The sequence below is a fragment of the Atopostipes suicloacalis DSM 15692 genome (assembly GCF_900129085.1).
In the GTDB taxonomy this organism is placed as follows: domain Bacteria; phylum Bacillota; class Bacilli; order Lactobacillales; family Carnobacteriaceae_A; genus Atopostipes; species Atopostipes suicloacalis.
Genome location: NZ_FQUF01000012.1, coordinates 1 through 18,341, shown reverse-complemented (window position 1 = coordinate 18,341; position 18,341 = coordinate 1). Strand labels below are relative to the sequence as shown.

The following is an 18,341-nucleotide window of genomic DNA, read 5'->3' as shown; positions in this document are numbered from 1 at the left end:
TATAAGCTTGATTTTATTAAGTTTATTAATATTTCTGTATTGGAAGTAACATTTAAAAGGGGTTAGTAATTATGTCAGAATTTGTATTGAAGGCTACTAAAGATTATGAAATAGGGAAAATTAGTAATCTTTTATTTGGCTCATTTATAGAGCATATGGGAAGTGTAATATATTCTGGGATATACGAACCTGGCCACAAACTAGCTGATGAAAATGGTTTTAGACAAGACGTTTTAGAGTTAGCAAAAGATTTAGAGTTAGGGTGTTTAAGATATCCAGGAGGAAACTTTATTTCGGCTTATAATTGGGAAGATACAATTGGATCGAAAGAAGGTAGAAAAACAAAATTGGATATTGCTTGGCAAGGCATAGAACCAAATGAATTTGGACTTCATGAATTCATTGAATATGCAGATCGTTTGAGTACTGATGTGATATTTACACTTAATCTAGGAACCAGAGGTATTGAAGAAGCTGTAAACATTGTAGAATATTGTAATTTTGATAGTGGAACATATTGGAGTGAGCTACGGAAAAAGAACGGAGCAGAAGAACCATTCAATATTAAAACATGGTGTCTTGGAAACGAAATGGATGGACCATGGCAAATTGGAGCAAAGACAGCCGAAGAATATGGAAGATTAGCAAATGAGACCAGCAAGGCAATAAAAAAAATTGATACAGACATAAAGACTATTTTGGTGGGTAGTTCTACACCTAGACTAAATACTTATCCTGAATGGGATAGAATAGTATTAGAAGAAGCGTACGATAACATTGATTACTTATCTCTGCATAATTATCTTGATAAATATGATGAATCAGATTTAACAAGACCACCTAAAAACGAGATGTATGACACGGAAGAGTTTTTGGCAAAATCTATACAATTTGAGAACCATATAAAAGAAGTAATCGCAACTTGTGATTATGTAAAAGCACATAAAAGAAGTGATAAAACAATATATTTAGCATTTGACGAATGGAATGTACATTCTCAACCCAAAAAGGAAAATAAAAAATTTGAAGTAGGAAGTCCGATTGACTGGACTTACTTTACAATGGAAGATAGTCTGTTATTCGGAAGCATGGGATTAGCACTGCTTAGAAACTGTGATCGAGTAAAAATAGGATGCCAATCTTTATTGGTAAATACTATACCTTTAATATTAACAGATAAAGATGGAAAATCCTGGGTTAATCCTACTTATTTTGTATTTAAAGATTTATCTAAATATTCTAAAGGAACTGTATTAGATAGTAAATTAGAATCTCTTGATAGAGAGAATAATAATATAACAAATAAAAGAATGATTGACACTGTTGTAGTAAATAATGAGGATTCAATTATAGTGTATGCTGTAAACAAAACAAATAATAATCATATGTTGAGTTTAAATATAGATTTTAATTTTGATAAAATAACACATTTTGAAATGTTCAGCGAAAAACTCAGTGATATTAATCATCGTGATGTACCTCATAAGATTAAACCAATATCAAAAGATTATAATGATAAAAAGTCATTTTCTTTGAAAAAATATTCATGGAATACTTTTATTTTAAACAAATAAGCAAAACTATTTTCTTCTAATATTATAATAAATTGAGGAGGTGCAGAAGAATATTTTTTGTTAATGGAGCTGTCTAGTTTTAAAAAATAGCTAATAGAAAAGGAAGAAGTAAAATGAAAAATAAAAAGACTAATACATTTTTTAAGATATTTACAGTATTATTAACCTCATTATTCTTTATAACTGCATGTGGAAATGATAAAGAAGATTCCACTGATTCAGATGGAAGTAACGATAGTGGTCAAACGGAACTTACCTTTTGGAATGGATTCACTGCTTCTGATGGAGAAATACTTCAAGAGATAGTAGATGAGTTTAATCAAACAAACGATAAAGGCATAAATATAAAAATGGAAGTTATGACATGGGCTAACTTCAATGAAAGATTGCCTACTTCAATTACTGCAGGGTCTGGACCGGATTTTGTACTTATGAATAATGTGGATTTTGCTCAATATGTTAATAATGGCGCAGTAAAACCTTTAGATGACTTCTGGAATTATGAAGGTGTTGACCAAGATAACTTTGAAGAGACCGCTTTAGAACTAGGAGAAATTGACGGAACACAGTACTTTATACCAATGCAAGTACAAGGAATGTTTACTTACTGGAATAAAGATTTATATGAGAGTGCAGGTTTAGATCCTGAAAAAGCTCCAGAAACTTGGGAAGAAGTAATAGAAAATGCTGTGAAAATCGCAGATCCTTCTACAAATACACATGGATTTACTATAAATCATGATGGTAATGCTATTCTCTATAATTGGATAATCCAAAATGGTGGACAGATTTTAAATGAGGATGAAACGGAATCAGCTTTTGCTTCTGATGAAACTTTAGAGGTTCTTGAAAAAATACAAGAAGCAATTCATGAAAATAAATCTGGGCCGGAATATATTTCGGGAGCAGAATTAGATAATTTGTTAATGTCTGGACAAATAGCAATGCATATAAATGGGCCATGGTTAAATAATGGATTAATTGCAAATGAAATTAATTATGGTGTTACTACTGTACCTCAAGTTAATCCAGATACTCCTTATGCAGTTCTAGATGGAGTAGGATTTGGAATTCCTTCAAGTACAGATGATAATAAAACTGAGGCAATATATGAATTCATTAGTTATTGGAATACTACTGAAATAGGTAAAAAATGGAGTATCGAAAATGGTTTCCCAACATATCTAAAATCAGTAAAAGAAGACTCAGAAATTCAAGATAACGAAATTGTTTCAGAGTTAACCAAACAATTAGATTTCGCGGAACCATTATATCCTGGCAATATAGATATGCCAACTATAAACGCAGATATTATTGAACCAATGCTTGAAAATTTACTAACAGGCGGAGATCCAGAAGAATTAATGAATCAAGCAGATCAAGAAATTAATGATATAGTAAAATAAGTAAGAGACCAATGAGAATGAAAAAGGAATCTTTGATGATCTTTTAAGAAAGATTCCTTTTATTTTCAAAGAATAAAAGGTGGGGAATATGAAAAATAAAGTAAACTCATTAGGAAAATTTTGGAATAAACCAAATCATGCTGCTTATTTGTTTATGTTACCGTCAATATTGATCTTATTAATATTTATTGTGCTACCATTAGTAGGAACATTTGCATTAAGCTTTACAGATGTTAATCTGTTTTTTACTAATACAAAATTTGTTGGTCTTGAAAATTTTTTACGTTTTTTTCAAGACGAAAGAGCAATTAATGCGTTAATCAATACATTACAGTTTACCTTGCTTGAAACACCTGCACAAATTATCTTAGGAATTACTACGGCTTTCCTTCTAAAAAGAAATACAAGATTCAATCGACTTACTCGATCAGTATATTACATGCCGGTAGTAATTTCATTTACAGTAGCTGGAATTATTTGGGCTATGATTTTAGATCCAAATATAGGTGCCGTTCCTTATTTCCTTTTTAAATTAGGTTTGCCTATTCCACAATTTTTTAGAGATCCCAATATGGCTATGCCACTAGTAGCTGCATTAACTGTATGGAAAAATTTTGGGGTAAGTTTGACGATTTCACTTACTGCTATTCAATCTATTCCAGATTCACTGTATGAAGCAGCAGAGATAGATGGAGCAACTAAAGCACAAGAATTTTTCCACATAACTATCCCACAAATCATCCCTACAATAGGATTTTTAGCTATCACAAACTTAATCGGTTCCATGCAAGTTTTTGACCAAATATATATAACTACAAGTGGCGGTCCCCAATATGCAACAGAATCGGCAGTAATGTATATATATTCGAGAGGATTTTCATCACCATATGAATTAGGGTATGCATCTGCGTTATCAGCAGTACTGTTTGTAATAATTGCTATAATAACTACTATTACAACTATAATAACATTTAGACAAGAGAAAAAAATGAGTTAAGGAGTGAATAATATGAATAAAGATACTTTAGCGATAGAAAAGAAAAAGAAAAATTACAAAAATAATAAATTTAAATTTGGTAGAATAATATATTATTTTTTTGTTGTTCTATTATTATTTTTGATATTGTTTCCATTTGTTTGGTTGGTTATTTCATCTTTTAAATTCGAAAAAGATATAATTTCATGGCCGCCTAAACTCTTTGCAGAAAATTATACTCTGGATAATTATATAAAAGTTTTTAATCAAATACCTATGTGGAGTTATATAAAAAATACTGTGATTTTTGCTGGTGGAGTAACTATTATTTCTGTTTTCTTAGATTCATTAGCTGGATATGCCTTGTCAAGAATGGAATTTAGAGGGAAAAACATTTTGTATTATGGAGTACTTTTAACAATGATGATTCCATTTCAGGTATATATGATCCCTTTATTTTTAGAAATAAGTGGAATGGGTTTAATCGATACTTACACCGGATTAATATTACCTAGAACAACTTCTGCTTTTGGTATTTTTATGATGCGCTCTTTCTTTATAAATTTACCTAAAGACCTAGAAGAAGCTGCCAGAATTGATGGCCTTAATGAGTTTCAGATATTTTATAAGATAATGCTTCCCTTAATTAAGCCTGCGATGCTAAGTTTAGGAATGTTTACTCTTATGAATAGTTGGAATGATTTATTATATCCTTTAATGTTAACGACTACTTCTGATATGAGAACGCTCCCTGCAGGATTAGCTTTATTTACTGGACAACATATATCTTTCTATGGACCTGTAATGGCTGGAGCTGTAGTAGCAATGTTACCACTGTTAGTTTTATATGTATTTTTACAAAAATATTTTGTACAAGGAACCGCTACAGCTGGATTGAAGGGATAAAAAAATAAAATTTATTAACTAATAAAGATAAAATTTTGCGGTATGAGGAGAAAGTAATGAAAATTATAAATAGTAAAATATATCAAATATTTACTGATTTGACGAATCATGTAGTTTTAAACATTTTGTTTTTACTCTCTATCTTACCGGTAATAACAATTGGACCAGCCATAAATTCCTTATTTCATGTTGTTAGCGATTGGAATACTAAAAATAATAAAGATGTATTAGTTCCTTACTTAAGATATTTCTTCAGAAGTGTTTTTTCTATTGATGTAATAATGAGTATCTTATTAATATTTATTACGGGAATTTATTATATAAATTTTACTGATTTATTACCTATTAACGCGCAAAACACTTTAATCATTGTGTTAATAATGATGGTGAGTCTATTACTGTTTATAGGAATAGTTGTTAATTACTATTTAATTACTGTTAGAGAAACTAATAAATTGAAGTTTATAAACACATTAAAAAAGGTTGTTTCTTATACAACATTGAATATCGGTCGGACATTAATTTATGGATGTTTAATATCTTTATTTTTGTTATTAGTAGATTTGTTTCCTCCCGTTATATTTATTATCAGTACTTCCGTTGTAAAAATTATTTTGAAAATAGATACTATTTAATACATCTAAACAAATTAAACAATGTTAAAAAATTTATAAAATGTAATTCACATAATTTGAAATTGTAGACTTATAAGTAATCAGTTTATATAAGAGTTTTTTAAAAATTTATTAAACTTAGCTAGAAAGGAAGTTAAAAATGTTGAAGAAACATTATGAAAATCCAATTGTTATAGAGCGAGCAGATCCTTGGGTGTATAAACACTCGGATGGCTATTACTATTTCACGGGTTCAGTACCAGGATATCAAGAAATAGAAGTTCGAAGAGCTAAAACTCTAAATGAGTTAAAGGATGCTGAACCTGTAACAGTTTGGCGAGCACACGAAGAGGGTGAAATGAGTGCATTAATTTGGGCACCTGAAATCCACTATGTTAGAGGTAAATGGTATATTTATTTTGCTGCTGCTTCTACAGGCGAAACTAAAAATGATATATTCCAACATCGGATGTATGCGATTGAGTGTGACGCTGATAATCCTTTAGAGGGTGAGTGGGTCGAAAAAGGCCAAATTAAAACACATATCAATAGTTTTTCACTAGATGCAACCGTCTTTGAACATAAAGATGAATTATATTATGTTTGGGCTCAAAAAGATCCAGCAATCCCAGGAAATTCTAATCTTTATATCTCAAAGATGGAAAATCCTTGGACCTTGAAAGGACATGCAACCTTACTGACCATTCCTGAATACGATTGGGAGAAAATTGGTTTCTTAGTAAATGAGGGAGCAGCTGTCATTAAAAAAGGAGATAAAATATTTATTTCTTATTCTGCTAGTGCAACAGATGAAAATTATGTCATGGGCTTACTCTGGGCAAATGAAGATGATGATTTACTCGATGGTTATTCTTGGCATAAAGCAAAAGAACCAGTGTTTGAGAGTGCACCAGAAAATAGTTTGTTTGGCCCTGGACATAATTCATTTACAAAATCTGAAGATGGGGAACATGATGTATTAATCTATCATGCTCGTCCTGAAAAGAATAAAGAAGGGGATCCATTAGATAACCCAGATCGACATGCGAATGCACAAGTATTTACTTGGGATGAAGAAGATTTCCCAGTATTTGGTAAACCAGGAGGATAAATGGAAGAAAAAAATATGACAATTGAAGTTTTGCTAAATAAATCAGAGACGAAGATCAGTAAATATATTTATGGACAATTTGCTGAGCATTTAGGTAGAGGAATTTATGAAGGGGTTTGGGTAGGAGAAGACTCCGAAATACCTAATGATAAAGGAATTCGTTTAGATGTAGTGGAAGCTTTAAAAAATATTCAGGTTCCATTAGTTCGATGGCCTGGTGGATTATTTGCAGATGAATACCATTGGAAAGATGGAATTGGACCAAGAGAAGACAGAAAAAGAATTGTTAATACGAACTGGGGAGCTGCCGTAGAAAATAACCATTTCGGTACTCATGAATTTTTCCATCTATTAGATTTACTTGGTGCTGATTCATATATTAATGGAAACGTTGGTAGTGGAACGGTTCAAGAAATGCAGGAATGGATTGAATATATGACTTTCCCAGGAGAGTCACCAATGGCTAACTTAAGAAAAGAAAATGGCCGCGATAATCCCTGGGATGTTGAATTCTTTGGAATTGGTAACGAAAACTGGGGTGGTGGTGGTCATATGCGTCCAGAATACTATGCGGATTTATATAGACATTACCAAACGTATGTTAAAAACTATAACAATAATTCTATTTACAAGATTGCTTGTGGGCCAAATATAGATGACTATAACTGGACAGAACAATTAATGAAAATTGCAGGGCCATTTATGGATGGTTTAAGTTTACACCATTACGCACTTGCAGCCGAATGGGAAGATAAACGTCCTGCTACAGGATTCCCAGAAGAAGAATGGTTCTCACTTATTGAGAGTGCCTACTTGATGGACGAATTCATTACCAAACATAGTACGATTATGGATAAATATGACCCTGAAAAACGCGTAGGTCTAATTGTAGATGAGTGGGGAACTTGGTTAGCGGTTGAAGAAGATACTAATCCTGGTTTCCTATACCAACAAAATACAATTCGCGATGCAATGATTGCAAGTATTACACTGAATATTTTTCATCGTCATGCAGATCGAGTTCACATGGCAAATATTGCGCAAATGATTAACGTCCTACAAGCCATGTTGCTTACTGATGGGGAAAAGATGATTAAAACACCAACATATCATGTTTTTGATATGTATAAATACCATCAAGATGCCCAATTAGTAGAAGCTTATGGTGATACTAGTGAGTTTGTTGATTATACTATTTCTAAGAAAGACAATAAATTAGCTGTTTCAGTCACTAACTTTGGTTTGGAAAACGAAGAAACAGTTAAATTTAATATTTCAGGATTGAATAAAGCAAATTCAGAAGGTTGGATTTTAACGGCTGACCAAATGGATGCTCACAATACTTTTGAAGATCCTGAGAATGTAACGAAAAAAGGATTTAGTGACTTTGAACTTGAAAAAGGTAAATTGAGCGTTACTTTACCTCCGAAAAGTGTGGTTACTTTGTTAATAGATCTTGATTAATTGTTTAAAGACTTAATTCTGTCTAGCTATTTTACAATATTTTAATCCATAGAAAAAGCAGTAAACAATTTGAATTAAGAGATGGAAGAAGTAATAAAATATTGTAGTGGGAGAGTACTGATATGAATCAACCAAAATATTTAGCGATTAAAGATGATATAAAAAATAAAATAGTAAGTAATGTTTACACACTCGATAGTAAGATTCCGTCAGAGATGGATCTCAGAGATGAATACAATGTTAGTAGGCATACTATTCGTCAAGCAATTTCTGAGTTAGTAAAAGAAGGTTATCTAATTAAAATTCATGGCTCTGGAACATATGTTAGTGATGGACATTCAAAAAAATCATCGAAGAAAATGAAAACAATTGGTGTGGTGACAACCTATCTCTCGGATTATATCTTTCCATCGATTATTCGCGGGATTGAAAAGGAACTAAGCAGACATCAGTACTCTTTAATGCTAGCTAGTACGCAAAACAATGTTGAAAGTGAACGCGAGAACTTAGAAAAGATGTTAGAACACGAAGTGGATGGTTTAATTATTGAACCAACAAAAAGTAATCTCTTGAATCCAAATTTAAATTATTATTTAGATATTTTGGAAGAAGAAATCCCACTTTTAATGTTACATGCATCTTATGAAGAGCTAGATACTCCATTTATCACAATGGATGATGAAGGTGCGGGTAGAATAGCGACTAACCATTTATTGGATCTTGGCCATGAAAAGATTGCCATAATTACTAAATCAGATGACTCACAAGGAAAAAAAAGATTAAAAGGATATATTGAGGCTCTACATACGGCAGGAATGTCCTATGAAAATGATCATGTAATCTTTTTTGATACAGAAAATAGACATGAAATTCCTAAGAAAATAAATGATTTAGTGAATAGTGATAATCCTCCAACGGGAATTATCTGCTATAACGACCAAATTGCAATCAGTGCGATTCAACAAATTCAAAGTCTAGGTTTAAAAATACCAGGAGATATTTCTATTGTGAGTCATGATGACTCATTTTTAAGCACTTCGTTTCCTGGCGTGGCCTTAACAACTATTGAACATCCAAAAGAGGAAATGGGTAAACGGGCGGCTCAATGGATTATAAATTCGATTGAAAATCCAGAATTTAACCGTAAACCTATTGTGTTTCCTTCTGAATTAATTATTAGAAATTCAACAAAGTCATTAAATAAAACGGAAAAAGTTGTAGAATAAAAGAAAGGAGATAGAGATGTTAACAGAATTGAAAGAAAAAGTTTACCAAGCAAATTTACTTTTGCCAGAGTATAATTTGATAACTTTTACTTGGGGAAATGTAAGTGGAATTGATCGGGAAGAAGGTTTAATCGTCATTAAGCCGAGCGGGGTAGAATACGATGAACTAACATCTGATCAGATGGTTGTTGTCAATTTTGATGGTGAGATTGTTGAAGGGAATTTGAATCCATCAAGCGACACTGCCACACATATAGAATTATATAAAGCATTTCCAGATATTGGGGGCATCGTACATACCCATTCTCCTTGGGCTGTATCTTTCGCTCAAGCAGGTTTGGATATTCCTGCAGCAGGAACGACACACGGGGACTATTTCTATGGTTCGATTCCGGTAACGCGGGAAATGAAAAAGGATGAAATTCAAGTAGATTATGAGAAACAAACAGGTTCTGTCATTATTGAGACTTTTAATAAAAAGGATATCAACCCGAATCAAGTTCCAGGAGTTTTGGTCAATGATCATGGTCCTTTCACTTGGGGAGATTCACCTGCAGAAGCGGTACACAATTCAGTAGTACTCGAACAAGTTGCGGAAATGACATATCACTCCCTTCAGTTGAACGCAGAAAATATTCAAATGAGTCAAAGTTTATTAGATAAACATTATTTAAGAAAACATGGAAAAGATGCGTATTACGGACAGGGTAAATAAAGATAGGAGTGGACAAATGTTAGAAAGTAAACAGAGAGAATTTTGGTTTGTTGTTGGAAGTCAACATTTATATGGAGAAGATACATTAAATAGTGTGAGAGAACACGCGGAAGAGATGGCTCAAAGTATTAATGATCATCTTGATTTACCTTATCCAGTCATCTTTAAAGATGTTGTGAAGACAGCAGATGAAATAAAAGATTTGATGAAGGAAGTTAATTATCAAGATCAAGTGGCAGGTGTGATTACATGGATGCACACATTTTCACCTGCTAAAATATGGATTCCTGGAACAAAATTATTACAAAAACCATTGCTGCACTTAGCGACTCAATATCATCAGGCTATTCCATGGGATACCATTGATATGGACTTTATGAACTTAAACCAAAGTGCACATGGGGATAGAGAATATGGCTTTATTAATGCACGTTTAAGAAAAAATAATAAGATTATTATGGGGCATTATGAAGATAAAGAAGTCCTTTCCGAAATCCAAAACTGGATGTTATCCGCAATTGGTTTTGTCGAATCCCAAGCGATTAAAGTTGCACGTTTTGGTGACAACATGAGAAATGTAGCAGTTACCGAAGGAGATAAAGTAGAAGCAGCCATTCAATTTGGTTGGACGGTAGATTACTTTGGAATTGGTGACCTGGTAGAAGAAATGGATCAAGTGACCGAAGAAGAGATTCAAAAAGTTTATGAAGAAATTCAAAAACTTTATGAAATGACTCCAGGAGACAATGACCCAGATTTCTATGAAAAACAAGTAAAAGAACAAATTAAAATTGAAATTGGACTAAAATCCTTCTTAGATAAAGGTGGCTATACAGCCTTTACTACAAACTTTGAAGACTTGCATGGTATGAAACAATTGCCAGGAATGGCTGTTCAAAGATTAAATGCACAAGGTTACGGTTTTGCTGGAGAAGGAGACTGGAAAACAGCTGCTTTAGATCGATTAGTAAAAGCGATGACTCAAAATACATCTACTGGGTTTATGGAAGACTATACTTATAACCTTGAACCTGGAAATGAATATATTTTACAATCGCACATGCTTGAAGTAGATCCCACATTAGCAGAGACAAAGCCTCGTGTAGTCGTACAACCTCTAGGTATAGGGGACAAAGAAGATCCAGCTCGCTTAGTCTTTGATGGAAAAGCTGGTGAAGGTGTTGTTGTATCTATGCTAGATTTAGGTACACACTATCGTTTAGTTGTGAATACAGTAGAAGCGGTAACACCTGAAGAAGAAGCGCCAAATTTACCCGTTGCTCGAGTAGTCTGGAAACCAAACCCAGGCTTCAAATCAGGTATTCAACAATGGTTAGAAGCAGGGGGCGGCCACCATACAGTCCTTACCTTAGCTTTAGAAAAAGAAGTTATTTTAGATTGGGCGAAGATGGTAGATTTAGAGGTCGTATTAATCGATTAATTTGCTCCTCTATTAGGAGCTATCTGGAGGAGCTTTCTAGATAGCTCTTTTTTAAAATTATATGAAATTTTACGCTTCTTGAAATATAATTAGAAAGAGAGTGATATAAAATGTCAGAGACAAAAGCAATTAATCTATCGAAAACAGCTTTAGGGATTGAATTCGGTTCTACTAGGATAAAAGCCGTTTTGATTGATCACGATCATACGCCACTTGTCAGCGGCGAACACGAATGGGAAAATGAATTAGTCGATGGAATTTGGACGTATAGTATAGAAGATGTTTGGTCCGGTCTACAAGCAGCTTATCGAGAATTAGCTAAAAAATTTGAGCTACAACATAAAGTAAAATTAAATACAGTAGGTTCCATCGGTTTTTCTGCGATGATGCATGGGTACTTACCATTTGATAAAGATGGAAATCAGCTTGTTCCATTTAGAACCTGGCGAAATACGATTACAGAAGAATCTTCAGAAAAACTATCGGAATTATTCCAATTTAATATTCCACAAAGATGGAGTATTTCGCATCTTTATCAAGCGATTTTAAATGATGAAGCGCATGTGGAAAATATTGATTTTCTGACAACCTTAGCAGGGTATGTACATTGGCAACTCACCGGAGAAAAAGTTCTCGGCGTTGGGGAAGCAGCAGGAATGTTTCCAATTGATAGTGAAGTTGTTAATTATAATCAACGAATGATCCAACAGTTTAATGAATTAGTAAACGAACATTCTTATGCTTGGAAACTAGAAGATATTTTACCAACTGTAGAGACGGCAGGAGTTCATGCAGGACAATTAACCGAAGAAGGAGCTAAATTATTAGATCCGACGGGGGTTCTCCAATCTGGAATTCCATTCTGTCCCCCAGAAGGGGATGCAGGAACAGGTATGGTCGCTACAAACAGTGTGGCAGAGCATACAGGGAATGTTTCGGCAGGAACTTCTATCTTTAGTATGGTTGTTTTAGAGAAGGAATTATCCGATTATTATGTAGAAATTGATATGGTAACTACACCAACGGGGGAACCTGTTGCAATGGTTCATTGTAATAATTTTACTTCTGATATTAATGATTGGGTGGGGCTCTTTAAAGAAGTAATGGAGCTTATGAATGTTGAAGTGGATACAAATGAGTTGTTTACTCGTTTGTATGAAGAATCATTAAATGCTGATTTAGATGTCGGGAAAATTGTAGGTGCTAATTATTATTCTGGCGAACCAATTACTGGCTTTGAAGAAGGAAGACCACTTTTAGTGAGAATGCCGGATAGCAAATTAACGCCAGCAAACTTCATGCGTTCGCAAATTTATTCTGCATTAGCTACCCTAAAAATTGGTATGGATATTCTAACCGAAGAAGAAAATGTTCAAGTGGATTATTTACTAGGTCATGGTGGTTTTTTTAGAACAGAAAATGTTGGACAACAAATTATGGCGGACGCTTTGAATGTTGCGGTTTCTGTGATGGAAACAGCAGGAGAAGGTGGACCATGGGGTATGGCTACTTTAGCAGCTTATTCTGTAAATAAAAAAGAAGGGCAATCTTTAGTAGACTATTTAAACACAGAAGTTTTTGCCTCACAACAAGCAAAAACGCTTAGACCTGAAGAAACTGGTGTTCTAAGTTTCAGCCAATATATGGAGCGTTACAAAGAGATGCTTCATGTGGAAAGAGCAGCAGTAGATCATTTAGATTAATATTAAAAACTATCTATAAGTGGAAGGGATAAAAATATGTTTGATACAATCGATCAATTAGCAGTAAACACAATTCGTACATTAAGTGTGGACGCTGTCGAAGCAGCCAATTCAGGGCACCCAGGTTTACCAATGGGGGCAGCTCCAATGGCTTATGCTTTATGGGCAAAACACTACAACACCAATCCAAAAAACTCGCAATGGTTTAACCGGGATCGCTTTATTTTATCTGCGGGTCATGGTTCAGCTATGTTATATAGCTTACTTCATTTATCTGGCTTTGATGTTTCAATAGAGGATTTGAAAAAATTTCGTCAATTAGGCAGTAAGCTCCCTGGACACCCAGAAGTTCATTTAACAGATGGAGTAGAAGCAACAACTGGACCATTAGGACAAGGAATCGCAAATGGAGTAGGTATGGCGATGGCTGAAGCTCATTTAGCAGATACTTACAATAAAGAAGATTACCCCATTGTTGATCATCATACATATGTTTTATGTAGTGATGGTGATTTACAAGAAGGAATCTCTCATGAAGCGGCAAGTTTAGCGGGACATTTAAAACTTGGAAAATTAATTATGCTTTATGATTCAAATGATGTTCAACTGGATGGACCCACAGACAAAGCTTTCAGTGAAGATATCCATAAACGCTTTGAAGCCTATGGTTGGGATTATGGCTATGTTGAGGATGGAAATAACATAGCTGATATTGATGAAGCCATTGAAAAAGCAAAAACAGTCACTGATAAACCAACGATTATCGAAATTCGTACAGAGATAGGTTTCGGAGCTGAAAATGCGGGAACTTCTGCAGTACACGGTGCTCCTTTAGGACCTGATGGAACAGCCTTTGCGAAAAAGAGTTATAAATGGGAGGAAGAAGATTTCTTTGTTCCAGAAGAAGTCTACGACCGATTCAATAAAAATATTGCAGAAAATGGCCAAAAACTAGAAGCTGATTGGAATCAATTACTCGAAGATTATAAAAAGGACTATCCAGAATTAGCTGAGCGGTTTGAACAAGCGATGAAGGACGAACTTCCAAAAGACTGGCAAGAGAATTTACCAGTATATGAAGAAGGTACAGACGCGATCGCTACTCGTTCTGTAAGTGGAGAGGTGATTAATGCAATTGCTGAAGTTGTTCCTAATTTCTGGGGAGGGTCAGCTGACTTGTCGGGATCCAATAAAACAATGATTGATAGCGCTGAGGATTTTTCTTCAGAAAATTATGCGGGAAGAAACATTTGGTATGGCGTACGTGAACACGCGATGGCTTCAGCTTTGAATGGAATTTTACTCCATGGGGGAACAAAGTCATTTGTATCTACATTCTTTGTGTTCTCAGATTATTTACGCCCAGCCGTACGTTTAGCTGCTTTGTCAGAAATTCCAGCCATTTACGTACTAACTCATGATTCAGTGGCAGTGGGTGAAGATGGGCCGACCCATGAACCGATTGAACAATTATCTAGTTATCGGGGTATGCCAAACGTAGCGATGTTAAGACCTGCAGATGCAAATGAAGTAGTAGCTGCTTGGAAAGTGGCTTTAGAGTCTAAAACTCGTCCAACGTTATTAGCACTTACCCGTCAGGACTTGCCTATCCTTCCTAACACAGAAAAATTAGCTATGGAAAACGTAGAAAAAGGTGCGTACGTGTTATCTCCAGCAGAAGGAGAAGCGGAAGGTTTACTTCTAGCGACAGGATCTGAAGTTCAATTAGCGATGGAAGCCCAAAAAGAATTACGCGAAAAAGGGCATGATGTAGCAGTTGTTTCTATGCCAAGTTTTGAGTTGTTTGAATTACAATCAGAAGAATATAAAGAATCAGTCTTGCCAAAACATCTTACAAAACGTGTAGCGATTGAAATGGGAACACCTTTTGGTTGGGACCGTTATGCAGGGACAGAAGGAAAAATTATGGCCATTGATCGCTTTGGAGCAAGCGGTAAAGGTGAAGAGGTTATTGAGTCTTTAGGATTTACAGTAGAAAAGGTAGTGAAAGAGTATCTTTCAATGAATTAAAATAAATGAAATTTAGTAAGTGAAAAAAATAATTTTACTAGCAGCTTAACCTCTTATTTGAGAAGTTAAGCTGCTAGTTTTTTTATTTTTAGTACGATAATAAATTAGATAAGTGAACTAAGTCCTTATTTTCAAATAAGGCTAAGAAGATAAACGGCATTCATCTATTATTCTACTTGACATAGAAATCGTTTACTATTAAGATAAACCTAACTGGTAGTAACCAATAGAACGTAAAAATATGGAGGTATAAAATTGGAAAAATATGACATTAATAATATGGAAAAAGTAGGAGCATCTGTTACTGCTCGAGAAATTTATCAACAACCTGAATTATGGGAAGAGACCTATTCAATCTATAAAGAAAATCGAAATGATGTTAAAAAGTATTTAGAAAAAATTAGCAGTAAACATGATCAAATTCAAATTATCTTTACAGGAGCTGGAACTTCTGCTTATGTTGGAAAGACGGTAACTCCTTATTTAATGGATAAACTAGATGAAACAAAATGGAGTGTGACAAGTGTTCCAACAACGAGTATTGTTTCAAATCCCAGTCAATATTTACAAAAAGAAACACCAACTCTTTTAGTATCATTTGCCCGAAGTGGAAATAGTCCGGAAAGTGTAGCAACGGTAGATCTAGCTAAAGAAATTGTAGATGATTTTTACCAAATGACTATAACTTGTGCGGCAGAAGGTCAATTGGCAAAAGCAGCAGAAGGAGACGACAAAAATTTACTCCTATTAATGCCTGAACGTTCAAATGACCAAGGTTTTGCTATGACAGGCTCGTATACTTGTATGACACTAACAGCTTTACTTGTTTTTGGTTCATTAGATGAAAAAACAGAAGAATCTTATGTGACTCAAATTATTGAATCTGGAAACCAGGTTCTTGGACAAGCTGACCAGGTTGAAAATACATTAGATACTAATTTTGAACGAATTATTTACCTTGGATCAGGAAGTTTAGAAGGCCTTGCTCAAGAAGCACAACTAAAAGTTTTAGAATTAACAGCAGGACAAGCTGAAGCATCTTTTGAGTCGTCTTTAGGTTTCCGACATGGACCAAAATCATTTGTGAATCAACAAACTTTAATTTTTGGCTTTGTATCTAATGACTTATATACGAGAAAATATGATGTGGATATGTTAGATGAATTAAGAGCGGATGATATTGCAGAATCAATAGTAGCTGTCCAAGTAGATTCTGAAGGGAACTTTGAAGGGAATCACTTTGAAATAGCTGAAAAAGCTTCAGTCTTACCAGATGCATTTTTAGCTTTACCATATATTTTATTTGGACAACTTGTTTCTCTACATGCATCAATCAAATTAGGACATGCACCGGATAATCCATCACCTGCAGGAACAGTAAATCGTGTTGTTAAAGGTGTAACAATTCATGACTACAATAAATAACGATTAAAATGATTGAATGAAAGGGAGAAGAACTTGATTGTAACAGTCACAATGAATCCATCCGTTGATATTTCCTATCCAGTCGATATCTTAAAGATAGATGATGTGAATAGAGTAGAAAATGTTAGTAAAACAGCTGGTGGAAAAGGATTAAATGTTAGTCGGGTCATTAAGCAAATGGATGGCGAATTAATTGCTTCTGGAATTCTCGGAGGAAGCCTAGGGGCGTATATTATAGATCAATTAAATGATGAAAATGTTCCTAATCGCTTTTTAAAAATTGATAAAGAATCGAGAAATTGTATTGCCATTTTACATGAAGGCAATCAAACAGAAATCTTAGAATCAGGACCAACATTGGATGGTGGAGAAGGAGATAGATATTTCAAGTTATTTGAAAAGTTGATAGAAGAAGCGGATGTCATCACAATCTCTGGAAGTTTACCAAAGGGTCTATCTCCAAATTACTATCAAAGACTTCTCCAAAAAAGTCATGGAAAAGATGTAAAAATCTTAGTAGACACAAGTGGAGAAGCATTAAAGCAAACTTTGTTGGGTGATAAAAAACCTTTTTTAATTAAACCAAATACAGATGAGTTAAATGCTTTATTGGAACAAGAAACAACTTTTGATATTAAAGGATTAAAAGAAGCGTTATCTAATTCATTATTTGATGGAGTAGAGGCTATCGTTGTTTCAATGGGTGCGGATGGTGCATTTGCTAAGATTCAGGATACCTTCTACAAGATTTCCATTCCCGAAATTAAAGTGGTTAATCCAGTAGGTTCTGGAGATGCAACTATTGCTGGATTAGCTATGGGAATAGATCAAGAACTATCTTGGGAAGAAGTACTTAAAATAGCTATGACAACAGGCATGCTTAATACCATGGAAGAAAGAACAGGGCGTATTAATAAAGCAAATTTTAAAGAATATTTTAATCAAGTAAAAGTAGAAAAAATAAAGAAATAAATATATGGAGGAAAAATTTGTGCTAAAACTAACTAAAAACAAAAAAGCCGCAATGGATCGTCTGTCTGCAAACGATGGATTTATTAAAGCATTGGCGATTGACCAACGAGGTGCAATGAATCGGATGTTTAGTGCCCTAAATGTTGAAGCAACAGATGAAGAGATTGAACGTTTAAAAGAAATTGTTTCTGAAGAGTTAACTCCCTATGCTTCATCGATTTTATTAGATCCGATTTATGGTTTGCCGGGCGCAAAAGCACGGGATGAGGATGCCGGATTATTGCTCGCTTATGAGAAAACAGGTTATGACAATACTGTTCCCGGCCGTTTGCCTGATTTAATTGATGGTTTATCCGTGAAGCGTTTAATGGATGAAGGTGTCGATGGGATTAAATTGTTACTTTACTATGATGTGGATGAAAGTGACGAAATTAATGATCAGAAAAAAGCGTTTGTTGAACGAGTCGGTAGCGAATGTGTCGGTGAAGATGTTCCTTACTACTTAGAAATTTTAACCTATGATGCGGAGATCGAAGATGCTAAATCGCCAGAGTATGCAAAAATAAAACCGCATAAAGTAAATGAAGCGATTAAAGAATTTTCTAAACCACAATATAATGTCGACGTTTTAAAAATGGAAACACCTGTAAATATGAACTTTGTTGAAGGATATTCTAAAGGGGAAGTTGTTTACTCCAAAGAAGAAGCTGCGAAAGCTTTTAAAGAACAAAGTGATAATACACACTTACCGTTTATTTTCTTAAGTGCAGGAGTCAC

The 18,341-nt window shown here is 34.2% G+C and carries 15 protein-coding genes; all 15 read left to right on the top strand.

Translation table 11 applies throughout. The features are described from left to right. Positions 1-71: 71 nt before the first annotated feature. Positions 72-1,574 (top strand): alpha-N-arabinofuranosidase, encoded by a 1,503-nt coding sequence (locus BUB96_RS04705; RefSeq protein ID WP_073297122.1) that lies wholly within the window; start codon positions 72-74, stop codon positions 1,572-1,574. A 113-nt stretch (positions 1,575-1,687) separates the two neighbouring features. Then, positions 1,688-2,980 (top strand): ABC transporter substrate-binding protein, encoded by a 1,293-nt coding sequence (locus BUB96_RS04700; RefSeq protein ID WP_073297119.1) that lies wholly within the window; start codon positions 1,688-1,690, stop codon positions 2,978-2,980. An 88-nt stretch (positions 2,981-3,068) separates the two neighbouring features. Next, complete coding sequence (locus BUB96_RS04695) at positions 3,069-3,977, top strand: carbohydrate ABC transporter permease (RefSeq protein ID WP_073297116.1); 909 nt, start codon at positions 3,069-3,071, stop codon at positions 3,975-3,977. A gap of 12 nt (positions 3,978-3,989) precedes the next feature. Next, the gene (locus BUB96_RS04690) at positions 3,990-4,862 is read left to right on the top strand and encodes a carbohydrate ABC transporter permease (RefSeq protein WP_084136848.1); all 873 of its coding nucleotides are present in this window, start codon (positions 3,990-3,992) and stop codon (positions 4,860-4,862) included. 56 nt (positions 4,863-4,918) lie between these two features. After that, the gene (locus tag BUB96_RS04685) at positions 4,919-5,497 is read left to right on the top strand and encodes a DUF624 domain-containing protein (RefSeq protein WP_073297113.1); all 579 of its coding nucleotides are present in this window, start codon (positions 4,919-4,921) and stop codon (positions 5,495-5,497) included. A gap of 139 nt (positions 5,498-5,636) precedes the next feature. After that, positions 5,637-6,587 (top strand): glycoside hydrolase family 43 protein, encoded by a 951-nt coding sequence (locus BUB96_RS04680; protein WP_073297110.1) that lies wholly within the window; start codon positions 5,637-5,639, stop codon positions 6,585-6,587. Between the two features lie 15 nt (positions 6,588-6,602). Next, a complete protein-coding gene (locus tag BUB96_RS04675) occupies positions 6,603-8,051 on the top strand; it encodes an alpha-N-arabinofuranosidase (protein ID WP_073297251.1) in 1,449 nt (482 codons plus the stop codon). Positions 8,052-8,173: 122 nt separating this feature from the next. Beyond that, positions 8,174-9,277: a GntR family transcriptional regulator gene (locus tag BUB96_RS04670; protein ID WP_073297107.1), complete on the top strand. Its 1,104-nt coding sequence runs from the start codon at positions 8,174-8,176 to the stop codon at positions 9,275-9,277. 16 nt (positions 9,278-9,293) lie between these two features. Next, a complete protein-coding gene (locus BUB96_RS04665; protein WP_073297103.1) occupies positions 9,294-9,992 on the top strand; it encodes an L-ribulose-5-phosphate 4-epimerase in 699 nt (232 codons plus the stop codon). 16 nt (positions 9,993-10,008) lie between these two features. After that, complete coding sequence (gene araA, locus BUB96_RS04660; protein WP_073297100.1) at positions 10,009-11,433, top strand: L-arabinose isomerase; 1,425 nt, start codon at positions 10,009-10,011, stop codon at positions 11,431-11,433. A 110-nt stretch (positions 11,434-11,543) separates the two neighbouring features. Further along, complete coding sequence (locus BUB96_RS04655; protein ID WP_073297097.1) at positions 11,544-13,136, top strand: xylulokinase; 1,593 nt, start codon at positions 11,544-11,546, stop codon at positions 13,134-13,136. 36 nt (positions 13,137-13,172) lie between these two features. After that, complete coding sequence (tkt, locus tag BUB96_RS04650; RefSeq protein ID WP_073297094.1) at positions 13,173-15,167, top strand: transketolase; 1,995 nt, start codon at positions 13,173-13,175, stop codon at positions 15,165-15,167. 279 nt (positions 15,168-15,446) lie between these two features. Then, positions 15,447-16,592 (top strand): SIS domain-containing protein, encoded by a 1,146-nt coding sequence (locus BUB96_RS04645; protein WP_073297247.1) that lies wholly within the window; start codon positions 15,447-15,449, stop codon positions 16,590-16,592. 33 nt (positions 16,593-16,625) lie between these two features. After that, the gene (locus BUB96_RS04640; protein ID WP_073297091.1) at positions 16,626-17,564 is read left to right on the top strand and encodes a hexose kinase; all 939 of its coding nucleotides are present in this window, start codon (positions 16,626-16,628) and stop codon (positions 17,562-17,564) included. A 19-nt stretch (positions 17,565-17,583) separates the two neighbouring features. Beyond that, a partial coding sequence (locus BUB96_RS04635; RefSeq protein WP_073297089.1) for a tagatose 1,6-diphosphate aldolase occupies positions 17,584-18,341 on the top strand: 758 nt, incomplete at its 3' end.